The 26818-nt window shown below is 70.1% G+C and carries 27 protein-coding genes; 9 read left to right on the forward strand and 18 right to left on the reverse strand.

All coding sequences use genetic code 11. The features are described 5' to 3' along the window. Positions 1–3: 3 nt before the first annotated feature. On the reverse strand, positions 4–1020 hold the full coding sequence (gene glpX / locus JAN01S_RS05065) for a class II fructose-bisphosphatase (RefSeq protein ID WP_068314635.1): 1017 nt from the start codon (positions 1018–1020) through the stop codon (positions 4–6). An 82-nt stretch (positions 1021–1102) separates the two neighbouring features. On the opposite strand from glpX, the gene JAN01S_RS05070 reads away from it, so the two are divergent. Further along, complete coding sequence (locus tag JAN01S_RS05070) at positions 1103–1777, forward strand: DUF4245 domain-containing protein (protein ID WP_068314639.1); 675 nt, start codon at positions 1103–1105, stop codon at positions 1775–1777. A gap of 36 nt (positions 1778–1813) precedes the next feature. Here JAN01S_RS05070 and JAN01S_RS05075 read toward each other — a convergent pair whose 3' ends face one another. From JAN01S_RS05075 to xseA, 3 genes are all read right to left on the reverse strand, one after another. Next, complete coding sequence (locus tag JAN01S_RS05075) at positions 1814–2203, reverse strand: NUDIX domain-containing protein (protein ID WP_068314642.1); 390 nt, start codon at positions 2201–2203, stop codon at positions 1814–1816. A gap of 10 nt (positions 2204–2213) precedes the next feature. Continuing rightward, on the reverse strand, positions 2214–2486 hold the full coding sequence (locus JAN01S_RS05080; protein ID WP_068314645.1) for an exodeoxyribonuclease VII small subunit: 273 nt from the start codon (positions 2484–2486) through the stop codon (positions 2214–2216). Between the two features lie 173 nt (positions 2487–2659). Beyond that, a complete protein-coding gene (gene xseA, locus JAN01S_RS05085) occupies positions 2660–3892 on the reverse strand; it encodes an exodeoxyribonuclease VII large subunit (protein WP_068314648.1) in 1233 nt (410 codons plus the stop codon). Between the two features lie 67 nt (positions 3893–3959). Between xseA and JAN01S_RS05090 the strand changes: the two genes are divergently transcribed. After that, entirely contained in the window at positions 3960–5012 is a 1053-nt protein-coding gene (locus JAN01S_RS05090) for a 4-hydroxy-3-methylbut-2-enyl diphosphate reductase (protein ID WP_068314652.1), read from the forward strand. 9 nt (positions 5013–5021) lie between these two features. Here JAN01S_RS05090 and JAN01S_RS05095 read toward each other — a convergent pair whose 3' ends face one another. The 4 genes from JAN01S_RS05095 to JAN01S_RS05110 all read right to left on the reverse strand — a co-directional run bounded on the left by JAN01S_RS05095 (position 5022) and on the right by JAN01S_RS05110 (position 8090). Next, complete coding sequence (locus tag JAN01S_RS05095; protein ID WP_205353110.1) at positions 5022–5273, reverse strand: hypothetical protein; 252 nt, start codon at positions 5271–5273, stop codon at positions 5022–5024. Then, a complete protein-coding gene (locus JAN01S_RS05100; protein WP_068314655.1) occupies positions 5273–6805 on the reverse strand; it encodes a molybdopterin-dependent oxidoreductase in 1533 nt (510 codons plus the stop codon). Before JAN01S_RS05100 ends, JAN01S_RS05095 begins: the two co-directional genes overlap by 1 nt. Positions 6806–6823: 18 nt before the next feature. Further along, entirely contained in the window at positions 6824–7285 is a 462-nt protein-coding gene (locus tag JAN01S_RS05105; protein WP_068314658.1) for an RpiB/LacA/LacB family sugar-phosphate isomerase, read from the reverse strand. Between the two features lie 64 nt (positions 7286–7349). Further along, on the reverse strand, positions 7350–8090 hold the full coding sequence (locus JAN01S_RS05110; RefSeq protein ID WP_068314661.1) for an IclR family transcriptional regulator: 741 nt from the start codon (positions 8088–8090) through the stop codon (positions 7350–7352). A 111-nt stretch (positions 8091–8201) separates the two neighbouring features. On the opposite strand from JAN01S_RS05110, the gene hutH reads away from it, so the two are divergent. From hutH to hutI, 4 genes are read left to right on the forward strand one after another with little or no spacing between them, the layout of a single operon-like run. Continuing rightward, the gene (gene hutH, locus JAN01S_RS05115; RefSeq protein WP_068314714.1) at positions 8202–9758 is read left to right on the forward strand and encodes a histidine ammonia-lyase; all 1557 of its coding nucleotides are present in this window, start codon (positions 8202–8204) and stop codon (positions 9756–9758) included. 34 nt (positions 9759–9792) lie between these two features. Next, on the forward strand, positions 9793–11478 hold the full coding sequence (hutU, locus tag JAN01S_RS05120) for a urocanate hydratase (RefSeq protein WP_068314716.1): 1686 nt from the start codon (positions 9793–9795) through the stop codon (positions 11476–11478). A 2-nt stretch (positions 11479–11480) separates the two neighbouring features. Next, positions 11481–12440 carry a formimidoylglutamase gene (hutG, locus tag JAN01S_RS05125; protein ID WP_244884758.1) on the forward strand — a complete coding sequence of 320 codons (960 nt, stop codon included), beginning with the start codon at positions 11481–11483 and terminating at the stop codon, positions 12438–12440. Then, the gene (hutI, locus tag JAN01S_RS05130; RefSeq protein ID WP_068314665.1) at positions 12437–13597 is read left to right on the forward strand and encodes an imidazolonepropionase; all 1161 of its coding nucleotides are present in this window, start codon (positions 12437–12439) and stop codon (positions 13595–13597) included. Before hutG ends, hutI begins: the two co-directional genes overlap by 4 nt. Positions 13598–13688: 91 nt before the next feature. Here hutI and JAN01S_RS05135 read toward each other — a convergent pair whose 3' ends face one another. The 3 genes from JAN01S_RS05135 to JAN01S_RS05145 are packed head-to-tail and all read right to left on the reverse strand — an operon-like array spanning position 13689 to position 17519. Beyond that, positions 13689–14252, reverse strand: coding sequence for a mycothiol transferase (locus JAN01S_RS05135; protein WP_068314667.1), 564 nt, complete (start codon positions 14250–14252; stop codon positions 13689–13691). After that, complete coding sequence (locus JAN01S_RS05140; protein WP_068314669.1) at positions 14249–15538, reverse strand: DNA recombination protein RmuC; 1290 nt, start codon at positions 15536–15538, stop codon at positions 14249–14251. Before JAN01S_RS05140 ends, JAN01S_RS05135 begins: the two co-directional genes overlap by 4 nt. Before the next feature lie 55 nt (positions 15539–15593). Then, positions 15594–17519 (reverse strand): HNH endonuclease signature motif containing protein, encoded by a 1926-nt coding sequence (locus JAN01S_RS05145; RefSeq protein ID WP_068314672.1) that lies wholly within the window; start codon positions 17517–17519, stop codon positions 15594–15596. Between the two features lie 108 nt (positions 17520–17627). Here JAN01S_RS05145 and JAN01S_RS17805 point away from each other — a divergent pair, with 108 nt between their 5' ends. Genes JAN01S_RS17805 through ychF form a run of 3 tightly spaced genes read left to right on the forward strand, consistent with a single transcriptional unit; the run spans position 17628 to position 20143 of the window. Beyond that, positions 17628–18758 (forward strand): mycothiol transferase, encoded by a 1131-nt coding sequence (locus JAN01S_RS17805; protein ID WP_441663893.1) that lies wholly within the window; start codon positions 17628–17630, stop codon positions 18756–18758. Next, positions 18755–19045, forward strand: a complete 291-nt coding sequence (locus JAN01S_RS05155; protein WP_068314675.1) for a hypothetical protein — start codon at positions 18755–18757, stop codon at positions 19043–19045. Before JAN01S_RS17805 ends, JAN01S_RS05155 begins: the two co-directional genes overlap by 4 nt. 12 nt (positions 19046–19057) lie before the next feature. Continuing rightward, a complete protein-coding gene (gene ychF / locus JAN01S_RS05160) occupies positions 19058–20143 on the forward strand; it encodes a redox-regulated ATPase YchF (protein ID WP_068314678.1) in 1086 nt (361 codons plus the stop codon). 96 nt (positions 20144–20239) lie between these two features. On the opposite strand, the gene JAN01S_RS05165 is transcribed toward ychF, so the two are convergent. From JAN01S_RS05165 to JAN01S_RS17070, 7 genes are all read right to left on the reverse strand, one after another. After that, positions 20240–20872, reverse strand: coding sequence for an aspartate/glutamate racemase family protein (locus JAN01S_RS05165; RefSeq protein ID WP_068314680.1), 633 nt, complete (start codon positions 20870–20872; stop codon positions 20240–20242). 241 nt (positions 20873–21113) lie between these two features. After that, a complete protein-coding gene (locus tag JAN01S_RS05170) occupies positions 21114–23237 on the reverse strand; it encodes a KAP family P-loop NTPase fold protein (protein WP_084360044.1) in 2124 nt (707 codons plus the stop codon). A gap of 73 nt (positions 23238–23310) precedes the next feature. Further along, entirely contained in the window at positions 23311–24297 is a 987-nt protein-coding gene (locus JAN01S_RS17505) for a dihydrofolate reductase family protein (RefSeq protein ID WP_244884759.1), read from the reverse strand. A gap of 194 nt (positions 24298–24491) precedes the next feature. Then, entirely contained in the window at positions 24492–24701 is a 210-nt protein-coding gene (locus JAN01S_RS05185) for a dodecin (RefSeq protein WP_068314691.1), read from the reverse strand. 158 nt (positions 24702–24859) lie between these two features. Further along, positions 24860–25222 carry a hypothetical protein gene (locus JAN01S_RS05190; protein ID WP_068314696.1) on the reverse strand — a complete coding sequence of 121 codons (363 nt, stop codon included), beginning with the start codon at positions 25220–25222 and terminating at the stop codon, positions 24860–24862. Continuing rightward, positions 25219–25659 carry a VOC family protein gene (locus JAN01S_RS05195; protein WP_068314698.1) on the reverse strand — a complete coding sequence of 147 codons (441 nt, stop codon included), beginning with the start codon at positions 25657–25659 and terminating at the stop codon, positions 25219–25221. The genes JAN01S_RS05190 and JAN01S_RS05195 overlap by 4 nt, the downstream gene beginning before the upstream one ends. 74 nt (positions 25660–25733) lie before the next feature. Continuing rightward, a partial coding sequence (locus JAN01S_RS17070; protein WP_218000001.1) for a hypothetical protein occupies positions 25734–26818 on the reverse strand: 1085 nt, incomplete at its 5' end.

Below are 26818 nucleotides of genomic sequence, written 5' to 3' on the forward strand. Positions count from 1 at the left end.
CGGTCAGGCGGTCGGCTGCGGGGAGAGGCGCTGGACCTTGGTGAGGTTGTGGTGGGCCTCCACGACGCGGATCGTGCCGGACTTGCTGCGCATGACGAGCGACTCGGTCGTCGCGCCGCCGGCGCGGTAGCGCACGCCGCGCAGCAGCTCACCGTCGGTGATGCCGGTCGCCACGAAGTAGCAGTTGTCGGTCGCGACGAGGTCGTCGGTCGTGAGGACCCGGTCGAGGTCGTGGCCCGCGTCGAGGGCGTGCTGGCGCTCCTCGTCGTCGCGAGGCCACAGGCGGCCCTGGATGACACCACCGAGGCACTTGATGGCGCAGGCGGTGATGATGCCCTCGGGGGTGCCGCCGATGCCGAGGAGCAGGTCGATGCCGGTGCCGGGCCGGGCGGCCATGATGGCGCCGGCGACGTCGCCGTCGGAGATGAAGCGGATGCGCGCCCCGGCTGCCCGGACCTGCTCGGCGAGGTCGTTGTGGCGCGGGCGGTCGAGCATGATGACGGTGACGTCCTCGGGCTGCTCGTTCTTCGCCTTGGCGATGCGCTTGATGTTCTCCGCCACGGGCAGGCGGATGTCGACGACGTCGGCCGCCTCGGGCCCGGTGACGAGCTTGTCCATGTAGAAGACGGCGCTCGGGTCGTACATCGAGCCGCGGTCCGCGACGGCGAGGACGGAGACCGCGTTGGTCATCCCCTTCGCCGTGAGGGTGGTGCCGTCGATCGGGTCGACCGCGACGTCGCAGGCGGGGCCCTCGCCGTCGCCGACCTCCTCGCCGTTGAAGAGCATGGGGGCCTCGTCCTTCTCCCCCTCACCGATGATGACGGTGCCGCTCATGCGCACGCTGGAGATCATCGAGCGCATCGCGTCGACGGCTGCACCGTCCGCGGTGTTCTTGTCGCCTCGTCCCACCCAGCGTCCGCCGGCCAGCGCGGCGGCCTCGGTCACCCGCACCAGCTCCATCGCGAGGTTGCGGTCGGGGTGCATGACCCCGGCGCTCGGGGTGGGCTGGGACTGGCTCATGGCTCTCCTCGGGTGGCGGCGTGGTGCTCGTCGCGCCAGAGCCTATCTGTCGCACCCATCGGCGCGTGCGACCATGTGCTCCATGAGTTCCACCCCCGGCGACCCTGCCGAGACCGCCCCCAGCACCGCCCCGCACCGCGAGCCGACGCCCGCCGAGCTGGCGGCGCAGCAGGGTGTGCCGGCGCGCGGGGCGAGCCACTACGGCAAGGGCACCGTGGCCAACATGGCCCGCTCGATGGCCGTCATCCTGGCCATCACCCTCGGTCTGTTCTTCATGACCGGCCGGCCCAACAGCACCACGCCCGAGTCGATCGACGTCGCCGGCACCGCCGAGTTCCGCGCTCAGCAGGCCGGTCAGCCCTTCGCCTACCCGGAGGAGCTGCCCGAGGGCTGGGCGGCGACCAATGTGCGCTACGTGCGCTCCAAGGGTGACGTCATGGTGTGGAACGCCGGCTACACCACCCCCGACGGCGAGTACGTCTCGGTGCAGCAGGCGGTCGACCCGGGTCAGGGCTGGGTCAACACCCAGACCAACAACGGCGCGCGCGTCGGCACCCTCACCACCGACGACGGCCGGGTCTGGGCCAAGCGCGACCGAGAGGGCAAGGTGCAGCGCAGCCTCGTCAACTCCCCGGACGACGCGAGCGAGCTGACCACGCTCGTCACGGGCACCGGCTCGTGGGAGCAGCTCGAGCTCTTCGCCGAGCGGCTCGTGCCGGCGAAGGTCACTCCCGGGGCCACGAGCCCCACGAGCTGAGGCGGTCGCTCGCAGCGGGTCGTCCTGGAGCGGGTCTCACCCGGGGCGGACCACGCCGGCGATCAGCTCGCCGAGGGCGGGGTGCGCCAGTCGGAGCCCGGGCACCTCGTCGGCGCCGAACCAGCCGATCGCGTCGTGCTCGTCGGGCTCGAGGTTGGCGGGCGTGCCCTCCCACGCCTCCACGACGAAGGCGTGCAGCTCCAGGTCCTCCATCGTCACCGGCAGGTCGACCGGTCGGGCCCGGGTGACGACGACGCCGATCTCCTCGCGGCACTCCCGCACGAGCGCCTCCATCGGGGTCTCGCCCGGCTCGATGTGACCACCGACCGCGTCCCAGCAGTCGGGGTAGTGGCGCCGCTGCGGGTGGCGGTGACCCAGCAGGACCAGCCCGTCCGCGACGAGCAGTCCCGCGGCGACGCGGTGCACCGGCGCGGCCTCAGTCGTCGGTCGGCTGGGTGCCGGACGAGCTGCCGGACGAAGGGGGCGTCGCCACCTCGGGCGCCAGGCTCGCCTCGGCCTTGTCGAGCCACGCCTCGCAGTGCGCGGCCAGCGCCTCGCCGCGCTGCCACAACCGCATCGACTCCTCGAGGCCGGCCTGGCCCCCTTCGAGCCGGGCGACGAGCTCGATCAGCTCCTGCCGCGCCTCCTCGTAGCTGAGGTCGGCGACGTCGGTCTGCTCCTGCTCGGTCTGCTGCGGGTCGGTGGCCATGGGGACCACCCTATGCGCGGGGTCCGGCGTCGGTCCCGGCTCGTGACCCGCGGGTACGACGACATGCCGGCGGGACCTGCGGTGGCCGAACCCCGAGATCTCGGGGTTCGTGCGTGCTTCTGCTCCTGTAGTGCACGTCGTACCCGCGAGTAACCACCGGCGACGACGACCGCTCAGGAGCCGGCGACCCGGACGGCGAAGTCCCCGTCCGCGACCGTCACCCGCAGCAGGTCGTCGACGGCGAGCTCCTCGCGGGAGGCGACGACCTCCCCTTCGGGCCGTTGGACGATCGCGTAGCCGCGCTCGAGGGTCGAGGCGGGGGAGAGCACGCGGGCCTGGGCCCGGAGGTGACCGATGCGGTCGCGCTCGCGGTGCAGGCGCGCCTCGACCCGCCCGTGGGCGCGGTGGCGCAGCGCGCCGACGACCTCGCGCTGCGCGCGGACGAAGGCGGTGCGGTCGGTGAGCACGGGACGGCTCGTCAGGTGGACCAGGCCCCGGCGCTCGCGCTCGACGAGCCCGGTCAGCGCGGCCCGGGCCCGCTCGCGCGCGTCGACGACGCCGGCGCGCTCGGCCGCGGCGTCGGGGCAGATGAGCTTGGCGGCGTCGGTGGGGGTCGAGGCCCGCACGTCGGCGACGAGGTCGAGCAGCGGGGTGTCGACGTCGTGTCCGATGGCGCTGACGACAGGGGTGCGCGCATCGGCGACCGCTCGGACCATCGTCTCGTTGCTGAAGGGCAGCAGGTCCTCCACTGACCCACCACCACGGCTGACGACGATGACGTCGACGTCGTCCATCGCGTCGAGCTCGGCGATGGCCGCGACGACCTCGGTCACCGCGGTCGGGCCCTGCACCGCGACCTGCTTGACGGCGAAGGGGAGGCCCGGCCAGCGGCGGCGCGCATTTTCCACCACGTCGCGCTCGGCCGCACTCGCCCGGCCGCAGACCAGCCCGACCCGGCGGGGGAGGAAGGGGAGGGGGCGCTTGCGCGAGGCGTCGAAGAGCCCCTCGGAGCGCAGGTGCTGCTTGAGGTACTCGATGCGGGCCAGCAGCTCACCGACGCCGACGGGCCGGATCTGGCGCACGTCCATCGACAGCGACCCGCGCTGGGTCCAGTAGTTCGGCTTGGCCTGGACGACGACGCGCGCGCCCTCGCCGAGCGGGGCCGGCATGGCATCGAGCGCGGTCGTGCGCACCATGCACGACAGGGACATGTCCACGTCCGGGTCGCGCAGGGTCAGCCACGCGGTGCGTGAGCCGGGGCGGCGGGTCAGCTGCACGACCTGCCCCTCGACCCAGGTCACCGACATCTTGTCGACGTACTCGGCGATCTTCATGCTGAGCAGCCGCACCGGCCACGGCTGCTCGGCCGTGGTGTCGGCGGCCTTGTCGGGCAGGGGCGCGGTCATGCGGCCCAGCGTAGGCCGGGCCACGGACGGTCAGGGGGTGTTCAGGCCCCTCGCCTACGATGGGGCCATGACCACCAGCGCCACCCCGTCCACCGCACCCGACGCCCCCGAGGGCGCCAAGCGCGTCCTGCTCGCGGCACCCCGCGGCTACTGCGCCGGGGTGGACCGCGCCGTCGTCACCGTCGAAAAGGCCTTGGAGCTCTATGGGCCCCCCGTGTACGTCCGCAAGGAGATCGTGCACAACAAGCATGTCGTCACGACGCTGGAGAAGCGCGGCGCGATCTTCGTCGAGGAGACCGACGAGGTGCCCGAGGGCGCAACCGTCGTCTTCTCCGCGCACGGCGTCGCCCCCGTCGTGCACGAGGAGGCCAAGGCCCTCAGCCTCAAGACGATCGATGCGACCTGCCCGCTCGTCACCAAGGTGCACCGCGAGGCCGTTCGCTTCGCCGACGACGACTACGACATCCTGCTCATCGGCCACGACGGCCACGAGGAGGTCATCGGCACCTCCGGTGAGGCGCCCGAGCACATCACCCTCGTCGAGGGGCCCGACGACGTCGCCAACGTCGAGGTCCGCGACCCCGACAAGGTCGTCTGGCTCTCCCAGACCACGCTCTCCGTCGACGAGACGATGGAGACGGTGCGGCGGCTGCGGGAGAAGTTCCCCAAGCTGCAGGACCCGCCGTCGGACGACATCTGCTACGCGACGCAGAACCGGCAGCTGGCCGTCAAGCAGATGGCCAAGGACTGCGACCTGATGATCGTCGTCGGCTCGCGCAACTCCTCCAACTCGGTGCGCCTGGTCGAGGTCGCGATCGAGCACGGCTCCCGCGACGGGCATCTCGTCGACTACGCCGAGGAGATCGACGAGGCCTGGCTCGACGGGGTGCGCACGGTCGGCGTGACCTCCGGCGCCTCGGTGCCCGAGATCCTCGTGCGCGGTGTCCTCGACTTCCTTGCCGAGCGTGGCTACGGGGAGCCGCAGCCGATCGTGGCGGCCGAGGAGTCGCTCCTCTTCGCCCTGCCCAAGGAGCTGCGCAAGGACCTCAAGGCCGCCGGCCTGAGTGACCAGATGAAGCACGATGCCGGCGCCCTCGGTGACGCCGGTCAGCTGCACTGAGGTCAGCTCCTACCCGTCGACGACCCGGTACTCGCCCGCGCGGGCGAGGGCCTCGTCGATCAGCTCGGGCGTGGGCTGCACGTCGTCGCGGTGCTTGACCCACAGGCGGGTGTGCTCTCCGGGGATGATCTCGAAGGTCGCCTGGCCGAGGCCGTGTTGCGCGAAGATGTCGTAGAGGGCCTGCAGGGCCGCCTTGGTGTCGTCGTCGGCGTGGACGCCCTCGACGAGGAAGCGGGTGGTGACGATCCTCGCCACGGGCATCAGATCCTTCCGTTGAACGCCTGCAGGGCGGAGTCCTCTCGCGTCCCGCCACGACCATCACCGTAGTCGGCGTAGTCGTGGATCCACATGATCCGGCTGACCCACTTGACGTGCTTGTACCCGTGGTTGGACTCGACGCGCAGCCGCGCCGGCGCACCCAGGTGCTCGTCGACCGGGTGGCCGTTGCGCTCGTAGGCGAGGATCGACTCCTCCTCCGCCATCGTCTCGAGGTCGATGACCGCGTAGAAGGGCTCGCGGGGTCGGTTGTCGTACATCTTCTGGGCCAGCCCGTAGGACTCGGCCATGAGGTACCTGGCGCCCGCCGGTCGGGGGCCGAGCACGTCCATGAGATCGGTGAGGCGCACGCCGGTCCACCGGGACGTGGCCGACCAGCCCTGCATGCACGTGTGGGTGGCGACGTAGGAGTGTCGTGGCAGCGCCCGCAGATCCTCCAGGGTCAGGTGCTGCTCGACGTCGTTGATGTCGTCGCGCACGGTGATCGTGAGCCCCTGCCAGTCGTTGTCCCTGGCCTGGACCCACAGCTGTGACTCGTCCTCGGTGGGCGGCAGACCGTTGGTCCAGTGGAACCGGGAGATGTCCCGGTCGGTGTAGGCCTTCTTCTTCGCGCCCAGCGGACGCATCCGGTCGAGGAAGATCGTGCGGCCGACCTCGGTGACCGCGGTGGTCAGTCGCTGGGCTCGCGCGCGGTCGGCCAAGGACCAGTAGGACAGGGCGATCCAGAAGACGACCACCGCGACGATCGTCGCCACCATGATGACGAGGGCCTGGGCCGCTCGCGCAGTCGTCACCTCACCCCCACCGAAGACCATGTGGATGACGTTGTGGTCGCGGTGGACGAGGAGGACGAGCGAGACGTGCATGACGATGAAGCCGGAGAAGATCACCAGGCCGATGAAGTGCAGTGACCGGGCGCCCTGGTGGCCACCGAGCGCCTTGACGAACCACGGGAAGCGTGAGCGGACGGCCGGCGACATCGCCACGCCGGTGAGCATCTGGAAGGGCGCCAGCACGAAGATGACGAAGGTGTAGCCCAGCATCTGCAGCGAGTCGTAGGGCGTGAAGTGGCTGATGTCGGGGGTCTCGAGGCTGAGGTACATCAGGAGCGAGTCCCACGCCTGCGGGAAGACCTCCCACGAGGTCGGCACGATCCGGCGCCACAGCCCGGTGGCGAAGAGCAGGGCCGCGTAGACGATGCCGTTGAGCACCCAGAACATGACGGACAGTCCGTGCCAGTGGCGGCCGAGGCCGATGTTCTCCCGACCGGGGAGGGAGAGCAGCGGCGAGACGGACCTCTCATCCATGAGCGAGGTGTAGACGCCCTCCTCCTTCGGCAGCTCACGCCGGGTGAACTTCAGCCACTCCGTCCCCGGCGCGCAGTCGTTGCGCCACCACAGGCGTGGCAGCGAGGACAGCATCTCGATGCCCGATCGGATGAGCATGCCCATGAGGACGAAGTTGAGCAGGTGCTGCGCGCGCAGCCACAACGGGAAGTCGGATCCGGCGAGGTCCATCGTCTGCCTCCTGGGTGCTCAGTGCCGCGGGTCGGGGTGGTGCTGTGCCTCGAAGTCGCCGATCTCGGCCAGCTTGGGGCCGTAGGAGCCGGCGGGGTCGTGGCGCAGGTCGAGCCAGATGTCGACCAGTGCGCGGGCGTGCACCGGGGCGATGACGTTCTGCCCCATGCACAGGATCTGGGCGTCGTAGTTCTCCACGGACCCGCGCACGGTGATCAGGTCGTGGGCGGTGGCGGCTCGGGCGCCGACCACCTTGCCGGCCGCGATCGCGGTCCCGATGCCGGTGCCGCAGACGAGGATCGCGCGGTCGCAGTCCCCGGCGACGACCGCCTGCGCGGCCTCGAGGGACACCCGGGGATAGGTGATGTCCGGTCTCGACAGGTCGACCACGTCGCTGACGCGGGGATCCGCCTCGAGGAAGTCCTTGATCTCGTCCTTCAGCGCGGCCCCGTTGCCCGGGGCGCCGACGACGATGCGCATGGTCAGCCATCCCTTCTGCGACTACTACGTCACGTCGTAGTTTGGCAGAGAGTGACGGTCGGGGCTAGAGGCGCGCGCTGATCCGCTGGGCCGTCTCCCGGGCGCTCGAGGCGAGGGCGGCGGCACCCCCTTCGTCCACGTCTGCGGTGCGATAGGTGAGGGCGACCGCGGCCACGGGGTGGCCGTCGCGGTCCAGGACCGCCGAGGCGACGGAGGACAGGTCGGGCGTGACGCTCCCTTCCTCCCGCGCGTGGCCGCGGGCCCGGACGTCGACGAGCTGGCGGCGCAGGGCAGAAGGCGTCGCGGGCCCGCCGTCGACCAGGACCGCGGCCGAGGGGTAGAGGGCGGTCACCTGGCGGCGGGGGAGCGCCGCGAGCAGGGCCAGGCCGCTCGCGGTGAGCGTCGCCGGCAGGCGCACCCCGACGTCCGTGACGAGCGAAGGGCGGCCCGCCGCACGTTCTTCGATGACGTAGAGGACGTCGCGGCCCGTGAGCACGGCGAGGTGGGCGTTGTGCGTCGTGGCGTCGACGAGCCGCTCGACGAGCGGTCGGGAGAGCCGGACCAGGGGGTCCTGTCGCTGGTAGCCGGCACCGAGCTCGTGCACGGCCGCCCCGATGCCGTAGGTGCGCTCCTCCTCGTAGTGCACGACGAAGCCGTGCTCCACGAGGACCCTGAGCAGGTGGTAGGTGCTGCTGCGGGGCAGTTCGAGCGCCCGCGCCAGGTGGGCCGCGGGGATGGGTTCGGCGCGGCCGGCGAGGTGGGTCAGGGCGCGCAGCGCGTGGCCGGCGGCGGTGGCGTTGGGCACGGGTCTCCAGGCTCCTTCGTCGCACCTCGACCAGCGAGATGTCTTGTATCCAAGACACTATCGGCTCCGCCCGGCTCCCGGGGAGGGGCGAAGGGGGGTTGCATGGGCCTCATGCCCACCGACACCACCACCGTCGTCCTCGGCGACCGGCCCCTCACCATCGACGAGGTCGTCGCCGTCGCCCGTCACCACGCCCCCGTCACGATCAGTGACGCCGCGTGGGAGCGCGTCCGGGAGTCGCGCACCGTCATCGAGGGGTTGGCGGAGGACACCGTCGCCCACTACGGCGTCTCGACCGGGTTCGGCGCGCTCGCCACGACCCACATCCCGCACGAGAAGCGCACGCGGCTGCAGCGTTCCCTCGTGCGCAGCCACGCCGCCGGGGCCGGCGCCGAGGTCGAGGAGGAGGTCGTCCGTGCGCTGATGCTGCTGCGCGTGCAGACCCTCGCGACGGGACGCACCGGTATTCGCGAGGAGACGCTGCGCCTCTACCTCGCACTCCTGCAGCACGGCATCACCCCCGTCGTCCACGAGTACGGCTCGCTCGGGTGCTCCGGGGACCTGTCGCCCCTCAGCCACTGCGCCCTGACGCTCATGGGCGAGGGACGCGTGCGCGTCGCCGGCGGCGACGAGGTCGACGCCGCGGCCGCGCTCGCCGGAGCCGGCCTGTCGCCCGTGGAGCTGCATGAGAAGGAGGGCCTGGCCCTCATCAACGGCACCGACGGCATGCTCGGCATGCTCTGCCTCGCCGTCCACGACCTGCGGCACCTGCTCGTCGCGGCCGACATCGCCAACGCCATGAGCGTCGAGGGCCTGCTCGGCACCGACGACGTCTTCGCCGCCGACCTGCAGGCACTGCGTCCCCAGCCCGGCCAGGCGCTCGCCGCCGCCAACATGCGAGCGGTCCTCACGGACAGCCCGATCCGCGACAGCCACCGCGACCCGCAGGCCTGCACCCGCGTCCAGGACGCCTACTCCCTGCGCTGTGCCCCGCAGGTGCACGGCGGCGCCCGCGACACCGTCGAGCACGCCGCGACGATCGCCGGCCACGAGCTCGCCTCGGCCATCGACAACCCCGTCGTCACCTTCGACGGCCGGGTCGAGTCCAACGGCAACTTCCACGGGGCGCCCGTCGCCTACGTCCTCGACTTCCTCGCGATCGTCGCGGCCGACGTCGCGAGCATGAGCGAGCGGCGCACCGACCGTTTCCTCGACGTCAAGCGCAGCAATGGCCTCCCTCCCTTCCTCGCCGACGACCCGGGGACCGACTCCGGGCTGATGATCGCCCAGTACACCGCCGCCGGGATGGTCTCGGAGATGAAGCGCCTGGCGACCCCCGCCAGCGTCGACTCCATCCCGAGCAGTGCGATGCAGGAGGACCACGTCTCGATGGGCTGGGGCGCCGCGCGCAAGCTACGCCGCAGCGTCGACGCGCTCGGCCGCGTCATCGCCATCGAGCTGCACACCGCAGCTCGGGGGATCGCGCTGCGGGCCCCCCTTCGTCCGGCTCCGGCCACCGCCGCGGTCATCGAGGCCCTGGCCGCCCACGGCGAGACCGGCCCCGGGCCGGACCGCTTCACCTCGCCCGACCTGACCGCTGCCCACCTGGCCGTCGTCGACGGCTCCGTCCGCACTGCGGCGGAGTCGGTGACGGGCCCCCTGAACTGACCCATCCCAGCCGACACAAGGAAGTGTGATCTCCATGGACGGAGCCCGTCCCGTGCGTGCCGCCCGCGGCACCGAGCTGACCGCCCGCAGTTGGCAGACCGAAGCGCCGCTGCGCATGCTGATGAACAACCTCGACCCCGAGGTCGCCGAGCGCCCGGACGACCTCGTCGTCTACGGCGGCACCGGCCGCGCCGCGCGGTCGTGGGAGGCCTTCGACGCGATCGTCGAGACCCTCACCGACCTCGCCGACGACGAGACCCTCCTCGTGCAGTCCGGCAAGCCGGTCGGCGTGCTGCGCACCAACCCGTGGGCGCCCCGCGTGCTCCTGGCCAACTCCAACCTCGTGGGTGACTGGGCGACGTGGCCGCAGTTCCGCAAGCTCGAGGCCGAGGGCCTGATGATGTACGGCCAGATGACAGCCGGCTCGTGGATCTACATCGCGACCCAGGGCATCCTCCAGGGCACCTACGAGACCTTCGCCGCGGTCGCCCGCAAACGCTTCGGCGGGACCCTCGCCGGCACCCTGACCCTCACCGGTGGGTGCGGCGGCATGGGCGGCGCGCAGCCGCTCGCCGTGACGCTCAACGGCGGCGCCTGCCTCATCGTCGACGTCGACGAGTCGCGCCTCAAGCGGCGCCAGTCCAAGCGCTACCTCGACGAGGTGGAGACCGATCTCGACGTCGCCCTGGCCAAGGTCATGGAGGCGAAGGGGGACAAGCGCGCCCTGTCCGTCGGGCTCGTCGGCAACGCCGCCGAGATCTTCCCCGAGATCCTGCGCCGCCACCGCGCCGGTGAGGTCGAGGTCGACGTCGTCACCGACCAGACGAGCGCGCACGACCCGCTGAGCTATCTCCCCGCGGAGGTCGCGTTGGACGACTGGCAGCGCGAGGCCGAGGGCGACCCCGAGGGCTTCACCAAGAAGTCGCGTGAGTCGATGGCCGCCCAGGTCCAGGCGATGGTCGAGTTCCAGGACGAGGGCGCCGAGGTCTTCGACTACGGCAACAGCATCCGCGACGAGGCCCGGCACGCCGGGTACACGCGGGCCTTCGAGTTCCCGGGCTTCGTCCCGGCGTACATCCGCCCGCTCTTCTGCGAGGGTCTCGGTCCCTTCCGCTGGGTGGCGCTGTCCGGTGACCCGGAGGACATCAAGGTCACCGACGAGGCGCTCAAGGAGCTCTTCCCGGACAACGAGCACCTGCACCGCTGGCTCGACGCCGCGGGTGAGCTCGTGGAGTTCGAGGGGCTGCCGGCGCGCATCTGCTGGCTCGGGTACGGCGAGCGGCACAAGGCCGGGCTGCTGTTCAACGAGCTCGTGCGCGACGGCAAGGTCAAGGCCCCGATCGTCATCGGTCGCGACCACCTCGACTCCGGCTCCGTCGCCTCGCCCTACCGCGAGACCGAGTCGATGCTCGACGGCTCGGACGCGATCGCCGACTGGCCGCTGCTCAACGCGCTGACCGCCACGAGCTCCGGCGCGACCTGGGTCTCGATCCACCACGGCGGAGGCGTCGGCATCGGCCGCTCGATCCACGCCGGCCAGGTCGGCGTCGCCGACGGCACCGAGCTCGCCGCGCAGAAGCTGGACCGTCTGCTGACCAATGACCCCGGCATGGGCGTCCTGCGGCACGTCGACGCGGGCTACTCGCGCGCGGCGGAGGTCGCGCAGGAGCGTGGGGTCAGGGTGCCCATGGAGCCGACGATCCGCGACGGTCAGGAGTGAGCGTGGGCGCCCCCTTCGAGTGGACGGGCCGGACCGATGGCGACGGGCCCGAGCACCGGCGGTTCTGGAATGCCGTGGTGGAGCCCGGGTCTCGAGGCTCGTCCCTCGCACCTCGACCCGCGGAGGGGCGGGCGCCCGACGCGGCGCTCATCGGCTTCGCCAGTGACGAAGGGGTGCGCCGCAACAAGGGGCGGGTCGGCGCGGCCGAGGGGCCGCGTGCCCTGCGCTCCGCGCTCGGCTCGCTCGCCGTCCACGACGAGCTCGTGGTCGTCGACCACGGGGACGTCGTCGTCGACGACGGTGACCTCGAAGGGGGTCACCGTCGTCTCGGCGAGGCCATCCGCGCGGCACGGCAGGACGCGCCGCTGAGCGTCGTGCTCGGCGGCGGTCACGAGACCGCCTACGGCAGCCACCTCGGGCTGGGGATGCGACCGCGACTGGGTGTGCTCAACCTCGACGCGCACTTCGACCTGCGGGAGGCGGACGTGCCGACGTCGGGCACGCCCTTCCTGCAGATCGCGCGGGACCGACAGGCCGCGGGGGAGGAGATGCACTACGCCGTCGTCGGCATCAGCCGCACGAGCAACACCGGGGTGCTCTTCGAGACCGCCGAGTCGATCGGTGCCACGTGGCTGCTCGATGACGACGCGCAGGAGGTCGCGCCGGCGGTGGAGTTCGTGGCGGGATTCCTCGCGGACCTCGACGAGGTGTACCTGACGATCGACCTCGACGTCCTGCCGGCCGGCGCCGCGCCCGGCGTGAGCGCGCCTGCGGCACTGGGGGTTCCCCCCTTCGTCGTCCAGGCGGTGTGCGAAGCGGTCGTCGACTCGGGCAAGCTCGTCCACCTCGACGTCACCGAGCTCAACCCCGGGCTCGACGTCGACCAGCGCACGGCCAAGCTGGCCGCGCGACTCATCCACCGCGTCATCACCCGCGAGACCGCACGGAGGAGGACCTCATGAGCACTCTCGTCACCGGCATCGGTGAGCTCGTCACCTGCGACGGCACGGGCGAAGGGGGCATCGGCACCCGCGTCGACCATGCGCTCGTCGTCGAGGACGGACGGATCGCATGGGTCGGACCCGCCTCGTCGGCGCCGGCCGCTGACTCCGTGATCGACGTCGAAGGGCGTTGTGTCACACCGGGGTTCGTCGACAGTCACGCGCACCTGGTCTTCGCGGGGGACCGATCGGCGGAGTTCGCCGCTCGCATGGCCGGGCAGTCCTATGACGGCGGTGGGATCGGTGTCTCGGTCGACGCCACCCGTGCCGCCGACGACGCCACGCTGCGTGCAGCCCTGGCCGCCCGTGTCGCCGAGATGCGCGCGCAGGGGACGACGACGGTCGAGGTGAAGTCCGGCTACGGGCTCACGGTCGCCGATGAGGAGCGCGCGCTGCAGCTGGCCGCGGAGGTCACCGACGAGGTGACCTACCTCGGCGCGCACGTCGTGCCCGCCGAGATGCGCGAGGACCGTGCCGGCTACGTCGACCTCGTCGCCGGCGAGATGCTCGCCGCGTGCGCCCCGCACGCTCGGTGGATCGACGTCTTCTGCGAGCCGGCGTCGCCGCACGCCTTCACCGGCGACGAGTCTCGCGTCGTCCTCGAGGCCGGGAGGGAGGCCGGGCTGGAGCTGCGCGTCCACGGCAACCAGCTCGACCACGGCCCGGGCGTCCAACTCGCCTGCGAGCTCGGTGCGGCCAGTGTCGACCACTGCACCTATCTCTCGGGTGCCGACGTCGACGCGCTGGTCGATGCGGCCGCGACGACGAGCGCGACGCTGCTGCCCGGCGTGGAGTTCTCGACGCGCTCGCCGTGGCCCGACGCCCGGGCGCTGCTCGACGCCGGGGTGTCCGTGGCACTGGCCACCGACTGCAATCCCGGCACCTGCTACTCGAGCTCGATGCCCTTCGTCATCGCGCTGGCCGTGCGCGAGATGGGGATGACGCCGAGCGAAGCCGTCGTCGCCGCCACCCGCGGTGGCGCCCGCGCGCTGCGCCGCGACGACATCGGGCGCATCGAGGTCGGCGCTCGCGCGGATCTTGCCGTGCTGGATGCGCCCAACCACCTGCACCTGAGCTACCGGGCCGGCGTGCCGATCGCCCGGACGCTGGAGGTCTGAGGGAGTCGTCAAGGGCGGCGATCACTTCAGGGCCGACGCCGACTCCCGTGCAGTGGTCACTCCCGCGGGGCCGCTCGCTGCCAGCGTGCGCTCACTCCCAGGGCGTCGTCCACTCGTCCGGCGGGTCCTCGCCGGTGCGCCCGTCGACCGACTCGCGCAGCAGGTCAGAGTGGCCGGTGTGGCGGCCGTACTCCTCGAGCAGGTCGAGCAGGAGTCGGCGCAGGTTGGCCGTGCCCCGGTCGGGGTCCTCGAGGTTGACCGGCTGGTCCAGGCCACCTGCGGCGATGGCCTCACCGATGCGGGTGCGCGCTCGGGTCACGGCGTCGTCGTAGCGGGCGTAGATCTGCGCCGGGGTCTCGGTGGGTGCGAAGATCCGGTCCCACTGCTCCGGGTCGCGCGGGTCGCCCCAGTGCTCGGGCAGCTCGGTGCCGTCGAGCGAGTGCGTCGAGGTGAGGTCCTCGATGAAGGCGAGGTGGTTGAGCAGGCCACCGAGCGAGAGCTCGGAGAAGCCGATGCGGTGGGACAGGCCGGCCTCATCGAGGTCGTCAGCCTTCCACCGCAGGGTCGCGCGCTGCCGGTCGATGGCGGCCACGAGCTGCTCGGCGTCGGTGCCGTTGATGGGCGGCTCCCACGAGGGGAGTGGCTGCTGGGTCACGAGGCCTCCTCACGTGCCGTGCTGGTGTTGTCACCCTCCCACCGGCGGCGCTCGCTGTCGACGTCGATCTCCGGACGGGCCTGTGGCTCTGCCACCGCATCGAGCATCTGTGAGGTGTCGAGCATCTGCGACGTGTCGAGCGCCGCGGGCGTCGGCTCGGGTGCGTCCAGCAACTCGGGTGCGTCCAGCAACTCGGGTGCGGTGAGCGGCCGTGGCGCGACCGTCACCGGTTCGACGTCGTCGATCTCGTCGGTCGCCAGTCCGAGCTCCTGCATGCGACGGGCGCTCACGAGCACGCGGCTCTCGAGCGAGCCGACGAGCCGGTTGTAGTCCTCGACCGATCGCTGCAGCGACCGGCCCATCCGCGACGCGTGCTCACCGAGCGTGCCGAGTCGCGCGTAGAGCTCGCGACCGATCGTCAACAGCTCGCGGGCCTCGCTCGTCACGGTGTCCTGCTGCCACGCGAAGGCGACCGTCCGCAGCAGCGCCAGCAGCGTGCCGGGGGAGGCGAGCACGACCTTGCTCGCCATGGCCTCCTCGTGCAGCCCGGGCACCCGGGCGAGGGCGGCGGCGAGGGTGGCGTCCGACGGGACGAAGCAGACGACCATCTCCGGCGACGGGTCGAAGGCGGTCCAGTACGCCTTGTCCGCGAGGGTGTCGACGTGCGAGCGCAGGGAGGCCGCATGTCCCTCGAGCAGTCGGTCGTGCTCCTCCGGCTCGATGTCCTCGGCCTGGGCCTGCAGCCAGTGCGACATCGGCGCCTTGGCATCGATCACCAAGTGCTTGCCACCGGGCAGCCGCACCACGACGTCGGGCCGCACGTCCCGGCCGGCGGAGGTCACCCCTTTCGCCTGCTCGTCGAAGTCGGTGCGTGCCAACATCCCCGAGACCTCGAGCACCCGGCGCAGCTGCACCTCGCCCCAGGCGCCGCGCACCGAAGAGATGCGCAGCGACGAGGCGAGCGAGGATGCCTCGTGCCCGACGCGGGTCGTCGTCTGCTCCACGCGACCGAGGGCCTCACGGACCGTGGCGAACTGGTCGACCCGGTCCCGCTCGAGCTGCTCGACCTTGAGCGAGATGCGCCGCAAGGTCTCGCCGAGGGGGAGGAGCGCCGCTGCCGTGCGGTCGTCCTCGTCCGCCGCGACCTCGTGGTCGGACAGCCGCTCGCGCAACCCGTCGCGCTCGGCGGTCACCGCGGCCGTCGTGGCGCGCGCGGCGAGCCAGGCCAGCAGTCCGCCGAGGGCGGCGCCGACCAGCAGTCCGATGATCAGGCTCGTCGTGTCCATGGCTCCAGCCAAGCAGTGACCTCCGACAACGATGGGGATGTGATGGCCGTGCGGGTCAGAAGGGGAAGGGGCCGATGAAGCGGACCAGCCCGTTGGTCCCCGCCCACGGGGACGAAGGGAGTCGGATGCCCGACCTGATCTCGTCTGCCGCAGACACCGGCGCCGGCTCGGGTTCGTTGGTCCCTGTGGGTGGGGACGAAGGGGGCTGGCCGGGCTCGTTGGTCCCCGTGGGTGGGGACGAAGCCTTGGTCTCCTCGACCGCGCCACCCTCGGTGACGTCGTCGGCGTCCACCGCGTGCACCGGGAAGGTGAAGGCCACCGTGCCACCGGGGGTGACCCATTCGGTCGAGCCATCGCCGTTGAGGCGGTGGGTCCAGCGGGCGGAGTGCTTGACCAGGTGGTGGTGCCGGCACAGGGCCGACAGGTTGCCCGGGGTCGTCTCACCCGCGGGCCACGGGGTGGCGTGGTCGACGTCGGCCTGCCAGCCCAGCCGGGTCGAGTGCACCGGACGCTCGCACCCCCACATCCGGCAGGTCCCGTCGCGGGTGGCGACGAACTCGCGCTGCGCCTTGGGGATGGCGTACCGGTCGGTGGAGGTCTCGAGCAGGGTGCCGGTGCGAGCGTCGAGGAGGGCCCGGCCGATGCGGACGTCGAGCCGGCCGAGGATGGCGGCCACCGCGTCCGGCGGCACGTAACCGACGCCGGGGATCGTCGTGCCGGAGACCCACCGGTCCTGCTGGGCGCCGTCACCCGCTGCGCCGCGGGCGGCCGCAACGCGCACTTCGGTGGTGACGTCGGGGAACCACTCCTCGGTCAGGACATCCACGGCGTCGGCGCCCGAACCGGTGACGATGCGCACCGACTCCGTCGTGGCCTGCCCGTAGGTGGTCCCGTCCTCGGGCAGGCCCACGAGCGGGTCCGCCAGTGCCTCGTGGCACCCACCGCACTCTTGCCGGTCCGGGGCGAAGGTCAATCTTGAGGCGGCAGAGGCCAGGACCGGGATGCCGAGCCGGACCTGCGCCTCGAGCTCGACGCCACACAGGACGAGGTCGGCCAGTCCGAGGGCCCGTGCACGACCGACCGGCATGGTCGGATCGTCCTTGCGCCGCAGCACGCCGGCCTGGTCGACCGCGGCCTGGATCGCCGCGCCCATCTCCGTCGGGAGGGTGGCCGTCAGACAGGTCGTCCCGATCGGACCGGGATCGGTGCGCACGTCGAGACGCGTGGCCCGGTTGGCCTCCGCTCGAGCCTGCATGAGCTCCGGGTCGAGTCGGGAGATGAGGCGCCGGCAGGTCTTGGCGACCTCGTGCGGCTCCATCCCACAGATGCGGATGGAGCCCGGCTCGCCGCGGCGGGCGCCGAGGAGGTGGTCGACGATCGCCCGCGTCGTGTCGGAGTCGGTGTCGCGGGTGTGCTTGTCGAGCTGCTCCATGGCCCGACGGCTCACCCGACCGGCCGCCATGAGCTCCGCGACATCGGCGAGGTCGGTGGCGGCCCGCGCCGCCAGCCGGCAGCGCTTGTCCGCCTCGCTCGGACCGATGCCGACTGTCAGCGCCAGTGCGTCCGGGGCCATCTGGGCCACCTGGTCGACGGCGAGACGCACCTCGCGGTGGATGCCGTCGGAGCCGCGCCGCTCCCCGTGCCGGTTGAGCTCGGCGACGAGCGTCAGCTCCATCGCGTCGATCGCGCGCCGGGCCGCCTCGGTGGCCCGCAGCCGCGCCTCGAGCTCGGGATCATCGACCGGCGCCGTCGAGTCCCGGCACCGCTCCCGCACGCGGCCCACCAGGTCGAGTGCCCCGGTCAGCGCCGCGACCGGGTCCCGGACGTCGTCCGGTCCGGGATCCGCGGAACCCCACCCGGGATCCGCGCCGCCCGACCTGGGATCCGCGCCGTCCGGTCCGGGATCCGCGGGACCCCACCCGGGACCTGCGCCACCCGTCTCGATCGTCCCCTGCTCTGCCAGTCCTTCGATGACCTCCACGTCATCCCCCTTCGTCCTCGTCGACGACCCATGTCCCATGCTCTCGTCGAGCACCGACAACGGTCCGCGGGTGTTGACGCTGATCGGTCAGGGCCGGATCGTGGGGGCATGAGCGACACCCAGCGCGCTGAGGTCCTCGTCGACGAGAGCGGACGCGATCCACGCTCGCCGCAGGACCTCGCGTGGGACGAGCGCACGATGCTCACCGTATTCCTGCAGCGGCAGCGCGAGACCCTGGAGGCCAAGTGCGCCGGGCTCACCCCGGAGCAGCTGGCCCAGCGCGCCGTCCCGCCGTCGACGATCTCCCTGCTGGGACTCGTGCGGCACATGGCCCGCGTCGAGCGCGGCTGGTTCAGGCAGTGCGTCGAAGGGGAGGACGTCGCGACCCTCTTCCGCGGCCCGGGCAACATGGACGGGGAGTGGGACGACGCGGTCGGGACCCGGGAGTGCGTCGACGAGGCCTTCGCGGCCTGGCGTGCCGAGTGCGGCTCGTCCGACCGGATCATCGCGGCACGGGGCTCGACGAGATCTTTGTCGGCCACGGCGGATGTCTGTGAAACATGCGGTCCCTGCTGGGGCACATGGTCGAGGAGTACGCCCGGCACCTCGGTCACGCGGACCTGCTGCGGGAGCGGATCGACGGCCGCCTCGGCGAGTAGCGCCGGTAGCCTCGGGACCATGACGAGCGACGAGCCCACGGAGGAGCAGGTCAAGGCCTCGGCGACTCGCCCCAACCTCGCGACCGAGGCCGGTCGCCTCGCCTTCATCAAGGTGCTCAACGCGCGCCTGCCCAAGAAGCGCCTCATCGCCCAGGGCGTGCTGCGCACCGACGGCGACCGGATCGCGCTGTGCGAGCTGACCTACAAGCAGGACTGGGACCTGCCCGGCGGCATCGTCGACCCGGGCGAGTCCCCTGCGACCTGCGTGGTCCGTGAGGTCAAGGAGGAGCTCGGTCTCGACGTCACCGTGCGCGGTCTGCTCGCCGTCAACTGGCTGCCGCCCTACCGCGGCTGGGACGACGCCCTGCTGTGCCTCTTCGACCTCGGTCATGTGCCGGAGGACTTCCTCGACGCCGCGAGCCTCCAGCCCCGAGAGATCAGGGCCGTGCACTGGGCCGATGCGGCGACGCTCGCCGAGCGGGTCGCGCCCTACACCTCCCGCATGGTCGCGGAGGTCGCGATGGGCACGGCTGACAGCACGGCCTACCTGGAGAACTCCGGCCCCCGGGACGACACGTGAGCGACCCCCTCGACGATCTCCGCCTGCCCCGCAAGGCGCCCGCGCGTCCGCCCCTGTGGTCGATGTGGGGTCGCGAGACCGTCAAGGACCTGACGCTGCTCCTCGCCGCGATGCCCGTGCTCGCCACCCTCCTGCTGGTGCCCGTGATCGCCACGTCCGGCGGCTCTTGGCCGCGTCTGATCGGCCTGCTCGCCCTCTTCGTCGCGATCTGGTGGACGTTGCGGGTCCTGCTCCGCCGGTGGGTGGCGGCGGGGGACCGGGCCGGGGACCCCCCTTCGCCCGGTTAGACTCCTGTCCCCGTGGCACTCTCCATCGGAATCGTCGGGCTCCCCAACGTCGGCAAGTCGACGATGTTCAACGCCCTGACCAAGAACAACGTCCTCGCCGCGAACTATCCCTTCGCGACCATCGAGCCGAATGTCGGCGTCGTCCCGCTGCCGGACGCGCGACTGCAGCGGCTCGCCGAGATCTTCGGGAGCGAGAAGATCCTGCCCGCGACGGTCTCCTTCGTCGACATCGCCGGCATCGTCCGCGGTGCGAGCGAAGGGGAGGGGCTGGGCAACAAGTTCCTCGCCAACATCCGCGAGTCCGACGCGATCTGCCAGGTGGTGCGTGCCTTCGTCGACGACGACGTGACGCACGTCGACGGCAAGATCGACCCCGCCTCCGACATGGAGACGATCAACACCGAGCTCGTCCTGGCCGACCTGCAGACGCTCGAGACCGCCATCCCGCGGATCGAGAAGGAGGTCAAGGGCAAGAAGACCGACAAGGACGTCCTCGACACCGCCCTCGCCGCGCGCTCCGTCCTCGAGGCCGGCGACACGCTCTTCGCGAAGGGGGGCGCCGCCGGTGTCGACATGGAGATCGCCCGTCAGCTCGGGCTGCTGACGACCAAGCCCTTCCTCTACGTCTTCAACGTCGACGAGGACCAGCTGACCGACACCGACTTCCAGGAGCGGATGCAGGCGCTCGTCGAGCCGGCCGAGGCGATCTTCCTCAACGCCAAGCTCGAGTCCGAGGTCGCCGAGCTCGACGACGAGGACGCCCGGGAGCTCCTCGAGGGCGTCGGCATCGACGAGCCGGGCCTGGACCAGCTGGCGCGCAAGGGATTCAACACCCTCGGCCTGCAGACCTACCTGACCGCCGGCCCCAAGGAGTCGCGCGCGTGGACGATCCACCGCGGCGACACCGCGCCCAAGGCGGCGGGCGTCATCCACACCGACTTCGAGCGCGGCTTCATCAAGGCCGAGGTCGTCTCCTTCGAGGACCTGGACACGCTCGGCTCGATGGCCGAGGCGAAGGCCGCCGGCAAGGTGCGCATGGAGGGCAAGGACTACGTCATGGCTGATGGTGACGTGGTGGAGTTCCGGTTCAACGTGTGATCTGCAGAGTCTGTGCGCGTCGCCCCGGTCGTCGATGACGGCCGGGGCGACGCTGTCTCTGCAGTCGTGCCGCCGAGCGGCCGCAGGTGATGGTGATCAGAGGCCGAGCATGTGTGCGACGGCCGAGGCCGGCGAGGTGAGCACCGGCACCGCCAGGTCGGTGAGCAGCGGCTCGGCGTCCGCCATGCTCGCCTGCGCGAGGACGATGACGTCCGTGCGGCAGGCCAGTGCCCGTGCCGTCGCGGCGATCTCGACGAGGTACCCGTCATGGTCGCCGCGTTCGAAGCTGTCCCACGCTCTGTCCGCGATGACGATCGATTCCTCGATTCGGCGGTGTGCAGTCGTCGCCGCGTCGTGCAGCAGAGCGCGGGTCGGCGCAATGGTCGATTCGAGCGCTACGACGACTCCGATTCTCGGGCCGAGCTCGATTGCGCGAACGGCCATGGGGCGATCGACGCGGAAGACGGGAACATCGAACGCCGCCCGCTCTGCGACGTCGCCGATCGTCGAGCACGTGCAGCAGATGATCTCTGCGCCTTCGTCACGCAGAGCTGCGAGGTGTTCCTCGACGCGAGTTCGGACGGCTCGTGGCCCCTGTGCGCGGGCATCACGGAGGAGCGCTTCTTCGACGATGTGTCGTGGGTCGGCGTCCGCGTCTCCGAGGGTGACGAGGCGGTCGAACACGGGGACATGCACGGGCGACGTGTGCAGGAATCCGAGACGGTGCATGATCCGTATCGTGTCAGAGGAGGAGCGTTTCGATCTGTCAGCAGAGCTGTTCTCGGCCGAGCAGCCCGCCAGGGGAAGTGCGATACGTGCGGCCGGATGTTGAGTGGATGCGTGATGTCTCTTCGTGCCTGAACGCGGTGGAATTTAGGCTAATGTCTAACTATCGCCCAACCTGACTTCTGTTTCGATAGCTTGGGCTAACAGTCAGAGAAAGACTGATTCCATCGGTGTGTGGTGTTGTCTAGAAGCTCTCCGGCCGCCAGCCCGATAGGTATTTGTCAGCGAGTTGAAGAATATTGTCGTCACCCAGGTTCTTGCGCACATTCCTCACGACCTCTTCGACTGCAACTTCAGATTCGAATAGCCCGACGAGAAGCTCCCAGGCGAGACGATCTTCAGATCTGACCTGTCGAGAGCCCATCGATTGTGATCGTGCAGTGGACTTAAGTGAGTGCAGTATCGCTCGCAGCAGAACAGGATCGTCACTCGACGTCAGAGGTGCTTCGCCTGTTGCTGTATGGACGGCATCGTAGATGCGCCAGGCGTCCCACTCGCGCCACGGCTCGGTTGGAGGGATTCGCTGGAGTCGTGCAACAAACTCCGCATGGATCCGCGCTGCGAACGCTTCACTGACGAGTTTGTGCCCCGCGCCTTCGCGATAGCCCACGCTGTGGATGAAATTGAGCTGGGATGAGTACGTTTCGATGCCGTCGAGGATTTGTGAGACTATGGCTTCTCGCTCTGCCTCATCCGCCACGCGGCGGAGGAGTCGAAGGACAACGCGGCCAACGGAGATCTCGCGGCGTCCGATGTCGAAGAAGCCTCGCTCCTTCTTTTCGGGAATGGCGTCGATGAGGTTCAAAAGAGTGATTGATCCCGGGATGACCATCTCGGTCGTGAATTTTGCTTCGTATGAGGTGAGCCCTTCGAGGACGGTTTCGAGCTGCTCAGGGTCCAACGCGGCCAGGTATCCCTTGAGCGCTACCCCGTCGTTGAGAAACTTAAAGGCCTGCTCGGAGCTTCGGAACGCGACGAGTTCGTCTGGCGCAACCCGATCGAAATAGAGGTTGAGAAAGTCGATGTGAGCCATCCGATGTGCGGTTCGCCAGACGCTCAGCCAGTCAGACCCATAGTGATTGTTCTCGATGTATTGCAGCGCAGCCGGGAATACATGATTAAAGAGCGCCCGAATCACGTCGTCGTCATCGGGGAACTTAGCGAGCAGTGCAGTAATGGTCTTCTGGGCTCGTTCGTCCTTGCGTCCCATGACCTCGCGTGCGCTCGTGAGCTCATTTCGAAGCTTCGATAGCTGTTGGACGAGTTCAGGGCGGAAGACGCGAAGTGCCTCCATTGCGAGAAGATCGACCAGATCGACTTCATCGCCGAGACTCTTAATCGTCGACCTGGCGGAGATCGCGTAGCGCGTGACATCGCGCATGTTCGAGAACAGGGGATCGATCACTTCCCAGTAGATGTCAATCCATCGGCTGTTATCGAGGGTGGCGTTCGCGACGGGGGTGAGGATGCGATCTAGTTCTTCGACAACCTGGGACCGCAGCAGCTTCTCCAGCGCATGCGGAACATCGAAGCTCAACTGGACAATTTTCTCGAGGTACGCCCGCCCGGGGATTCCGTCTTCGGTGAGGGCCTGCTCCACGCGTTCTCTATCAAAGGCCAACACGTAAATTATATTTGGGAAGCTCGCCGTCAGGCGGACGAGTTTGAAGATCTCGCGGATCTCGAGAGTGGTGAGACGGTCGATGTCGTCGATGACGACCACGATAGGTCGCGCGAGTGAGACGAGCTCCTTCGTGATCTCCTCCCGCACCTTCTTCGCGCTGTGCTCTGCGTCCGTTGTTGCAGCAAGTCCGCCGAGTGCAGCTACGGCGACTTCGCCTACGGCCGCTGCGCCCGGAAGCGGAACGAGCTGAGACACAGGTTTGAGGATGTTGGCGTACTGAGCGAGCCAGTCCGCAGTCTTCCCGAAGCGACTCTTGCTGTGAACGTTGAGCTCCGCTGCGATCTCAGTGAAGAAGAAGTTGACGAGCTGGTTCGAGCCGGAGAACATCCAAGGGTTGAAGTCGACGACAGTAAGCGCGGGCGCGGCCGCAAACTTTTCACGCATCAGGTTGATGAATGAGCGCTTTCCGTGCCCCCAAGGCCCCAATATGCCCACGACGAGTCCCTGGCTGGCGTTGAGTTCCCGGATCGACTCCGCGAAGTCGTGCGCGACCGGTGCACGCCCGAGGTTATCTTCGCCGGAGGAGGTGATCGGCGCGTCGATCGAGGTCTCTCTTGGGGGCGATCGACGCTGTTCATAGCGATCATCAACCCCTGGCCGCGTGGGCGGTGAAGGCGATGCCAGGTGATGGCTGTCTGTACCGGAGCTCGGTGGAGTTCCGCTTCAACGTGTAGCGGAAGCTCCGGGCAGTTTTCGTTCAGGCCACCCGCGGGTAGTCGATCGTCAGCAGACTGTCGTCGCGGATGTCGCGGAGCACGTCCTCGGTGAGATCTCCCACTCGGACACCTCGAGCGTGGGAGGGCACGACATCGTCGTCCTCAGGGCTCCACGCGCGGAGCACAGCGACGCGCGAGACGTTCGAGACGTGGTCCGGCATGTCGCGCAACCACCCGAGCCACACGTCGGCTTCGATCTCACCGTGGACCGGCGCGTCGCTGCGACGCCCGATGAGACTGTCGCAGTCACACATCCCGCTGGTCAGAGTGAACACCACGGACGAGCCTCGGACTCGACGCGAGGCTATGCGCATGGTGGTCTGCACGGGCGGCATGCCCAGCCTGTCCTCAGTGAATCGCTGGAATTCCGAAGTGAAGGCTGCGGCGTTGATCGCCCACAGATTGGTGGCGCACATGCTCTCCATCTTTCCGCGTTCGACCGCCACCGTGCACACCGCTAACGGTGACGTAACCCGGTGGAGTTCCGGTTCAACGTGTAGTTCTGGACCTGGGCGCCCTCGTGCGGGACCTCGTGCTCTGAGGGGGGGGGCTACCGGAGGACTTCGGTAGCGCAGGTGGGTCTCGCTCGCGTAGGCGGAGCTCTCCAGGCGTTCGAGCTCGATGCGCTGCCCCAGGCCCGCGAACAGCGAGATCCCGTCGCCGAGCAGCACGGGTGCGACGTGGAGGTGGAGCTCGTCGACGAGCCCGAGCCGCAGGCACTGCCGCGAGATGCTCCCGCCGAGCAGACTGACCCACCCGTCGCCGGCGGATCGTGCGGCCAGCTCGACCGCTTCGGAGATGTCGTCGACCACGAAGGTGTACGTGGTGCCGTCGCGCTCGATCGGCTCATGGGCCTCGTGGGTCATGAGGTAGACCGGCACCTTCAGCATGCCCCCGTAGGGGAGCTCGTCATCCTCGATCGTCTGGAACCGGTTCGCACCTCCGACGACGGCGCCAATCCGACCCATGACCCGTTACGACGACGTCGTCCTCGGGAGCAGAGGGCCTGCCGAACATCCAGTCGACGCCGCCGTCCGGGTCTGCCAGGAACCCGTCGAGGGGGACGGTTGCGTGGACGATTACTGTGGCCATCGGGTGCTCCCTGTTGGTAGAGGTACGTGCTGCGACGTCGGCGCGGCGATCTCCTGGATGGGGCAGAGCCTCAGCCCTCGTGTCGGAAGCCCAGCTTGATCGTCACCTGCCAGTCCGCGACCTTGTTGTCCTTGACGTGCCCGCGGACCGACTGCACCTCGAACCAGTCGAGATGGCGCAGGGTCTGCGAGGCCTCGGCGATCGCGTTGTCCACCGCCGCCTCGACGCCATCCGGCGAGGTCCCGACGATCTCGGTGATGTTGTAGGTCCTGTTCGCCATGACTGCCTCCGGGATCGGTCCGGCCTCGTTGCCGGATCTCACCACGCTAGTGGAGGTTGCGCCCGCGGTCACGGTCACCGACCCGCCGCGAGCGCTCTGCGCTCAAGCCCACGGCGTGGAGGTCGTGCTGAGAGGCGACCTGCCCGATCGAGGGTGAGTCAGGCCTGGTGGGTCACGACGACCTCGGGGAGGTGTCCGTGCAGTCGCATGAAGTGCGCGATCAGCTCCGCCTCGGTGACGACCTCACCACGGTGGAGCCGCTTCAGGTACGGCACGAGCCACGTGCCCTCGGCCTTGGCGATGTGCCGGTCCCAGCTCCCGTCAAGCGCCTCCGCGACGCTGAAGTACCCACCGTGGTGACCGAAGTGGTCCCCCTCGCTGAACCCCACTCCCGCCGGCAGCGGCTCCACGCTGAGGTCGACGTCGTAGGGGAAGACGTAGGGCTCGCCCTCGTGCACCACGAGCCGGTTCGAGGCGAGGCGGAGGTGGCGACGGTGGCCCGAAGCGGGCTCCGTGCTCAACCCGACAGCTCCTCGGCCAACCCGATGAGGATGCCCTCCGGCCCACGGATGTAGCAGAGCCGGTACATGTCCTCGAAGCGCGCCACCTCCGTGCTCACGAGCTCGGCGCCCTTGTCCTGCAACCGCTCCAGCGTCGCGTCGAGGTCGTCGACAGCAAACATCACCCGCAGGTAGCCCAGGGCGTTGACCGGCGCTGTGCGATGGTCGGCGACGACGTCGGGCTCGATGAACCGGGACAGCTCGAGCTTCCCGTGACCATCGGGCGTGCGCATCATCGCGATCTCGACGCGCTGGTCTCCCAGCCCGGTGACGCGACCTGCCCACTCGCCGGAGACCTCCCCTGCGCCCTCCAGCTCGAGCCCGAGCTCGCGGAAGAACTCGACCGTCGTGCCCAGGTCCTCGACGACGATCCCGACGTTGTCCATCCTCAGGGTCATGCCCCCAGCGTAGGGACGGCTGCCGGCAGCTGTCAGGCGACGACCTCGCCCTGCCGCGGGGCAGTCCGGCCCGGTCAGCCCGGCGGAGCGAGCCGCCGGTGCTGCGCCTGCCGCTGCTGCGCGATCCACCGGTGGTTGGCGATGGCCTCCTCGAATCGCGCCCGCAGGCTCGCGGCCCCGGGTTCGTCGGCGAGGGCGAGGTGGCGGCGTCCGAAGGGCGACTCGTCGGTCCACGGACGACTCTCGTCGATCTGTCGGGCCAGGAGGGTGAGGTACTCCCGGCCACCGGTGCGGTAGCCCTCCACCTCGGAGGCCTCCAGCCGGATGAGGCACGAGCCGTCGACCATCGGACCCCGGCTGTAGCGGGACTGCAGGTACCAGCCGCTCTCGTGCTCGGCGAGGAACCACGACCCCGGGTGGTGGTCGACGTACCGCATCGCGTCCGCGGCCGCTGCGATGCGCGCGGCATCGCCCCACTGCTCGACCGGTGGGATCGCCTCGAGGGGACGGCGCATGGCCGCGTCGAAGGTCAGGTGGACACAGGTGGGCGGTGCGTCGCGGTACAAGGTCAGGCACGTGGTGCGGCGACAGGAGGTGCACTCCAGGTGGCTCTCGACCCGCTCCATGAGACCCGACGAGTGCAAGAGGCGCAGGTCCGCGAGAGGGACGACCGAGCGACCCTCGCGCAGCAGCTGCGCGTCCCGGGCCGCCGTCAGAGCATCGACCGTCGCGTCGACGTCCACGCCGTCCACGCCGTCCACGCCGTCCGCGCGGACGAGCAGGTCCCCGCACGTGCCGCAGAAGTCGTCGTCCGGTTGGCACGCGCGACCGGGTTCGGCCAGCGTGACGGCGAGCTCGACGAGGTGCCCGGGTTCGCTCCAACGCCCCTCGAACCGGCAGCGCACGAACCTCTCCTCGCGCGCGAAGTACGCGTACGGGCCGCCGAAGCGGGGCCGCGCGTGGACCCCCTTCGCGATCTCGTCGAGCGTCGCGTCGTCGCTCGTGCCCGGGAGCCAGGCACGCAGGTCCACGCCACGAGGAGCGAAGGGGGTGGGTCGCGTGTGCAGGATGACCGACGCCACCGTGGCGTCCCGCAGGAAGACCTCGGCGCCGGAGGCGAAGCGCAACCGGCGCGCGGTGTGGGCCGGCTCGCCGACGA

Source organism: Janibacter anophelis NBRC 107843 (genome assembly GCF_001570945.1).
Lineage (GTDB): Bacteria > Actinomycetota > Actinomycetes > Actinomycetales > Dermatophilaceae > Janibacter > Janibacter anophelis.

Bases quoted from the DNA above. Each gene is read 5' to 3' on its own strand.
- glpX (WP_068314635.1), bottom strand. From the start codon at position 1,020: ATGAGCCAGTCCCAGCCCACCCCGAGCGCCGGGGTCATGCACCCCGAC.
- JAN01S_RS05070 (WP_068314639.1), top strand. From the start codon at position 1,103: ATGAGTTCCACCCCCGGCGACCCTGCCGAGACCGCCCCCAGCACCGCC.
- JAN01S_RS05080 (WP_068314645.1), bottom strand. From the start codon at position 2,486: ATGGCCACCGACCCGCAGCAGACCGAGCAGGAGCAGACCGACGTCGCC.
- xseA (WP_068314648.1), bottom strand. From the start codon at position 3,892: ATGACCGCGCCCCTGCCCGACAAGGCCGCCGACACCACGGCCGAGCAG.
- JAN01S_RS05090 (WP_068314652.1), top strand. From the start codon at position 3,960: ATGACCACCAGCGCCACCCCGTCCACCGCACCCGACGCCCCCGAGGGC.
- JAN01S_RS05095 (WP_205353110.1), bottom strand. From the start codon at position 5,273: ATGCCCGTGGCGAGGATCGTCACCACCCGCTTCCTCGTCGAGGGCGTC.
- JAN01S_RS05100 (WP_068314655.1), bottom strand. From the start codon at position 6,805: ATGGACCTCGCCGGATCCGACTTCCCGTTGTGGCTGCGCGCGCAGCAC.
- JAN01S_RS05105 (WP_068314658.1), bottom strand. From the start codon at position 7,285: ATGCGCATCGTCGTCGGCGCCCCGGGCAACGGGGCCGCGCTGAAGGAC.
- hutH (WP_068314714.1), top strand. From the start codon at position 8,202: ATGCCCACCGACACCACCACCGTCGTCCTCGGCGACCGGCCCCTCACC.
- hutU (WP_068314716.1), top strand. From the start codon at position 9,793: ATGGACGGAGCCCGTCCCGTGCGTGCCGCCCGCGGCACCGAGCTGACC.
- hutI (WP_068314665.1), top strand. From the start codon at position 12,437: ATGAGCACTCTCGTCACCGGCATCGGTGAGCTCGTCACCTGCGACGGC.
- JAN01S_RS05140 (WP_068314669.1), bottom strand. From the start codon at position 15,538: ATGGACACGACGAGCCTGATCATCGGACTGCTGGTCGGCGCCGCCCTC.
- JAN01S_RS17805 (WP_441663893.1), top strand. From the start codon at position 17,628: ATGAGCGACACCCAGCGCGCTGAGGTCCTCGTCGACGAGAGCGGACGC.
- JAN01S_RS05165 (WP_068314680.1), bottom strand. From the start codon at position 20,872: ATGCACCGTCTCGGATTCCTGCACACGTCGCCCGTGCATGTCCCCGTG.
- JAN01S_RS17505 (WP_244884759.1), bottom strand. From the start codon at position 24,297: ATGGGTCGGATTGGCGCCGTCGTCGGAGGTGCGAACCGGTTCCAGACG.
- JAN01S_RS05185 (WP_068314691.1), bottom strand. From the start codon at position 24,701: ATGGCGAACAGGACCTACAACATCACCGAGATCGTCGGGACCTCGCCG.
- JAN01S_RS05195 (WP_068314698.1), bottom strand. From the start codon at position 25,659: ATGACCCTGAGGATGGACAACGTCGGGATCGTCGTCGAGGACCTGGGC.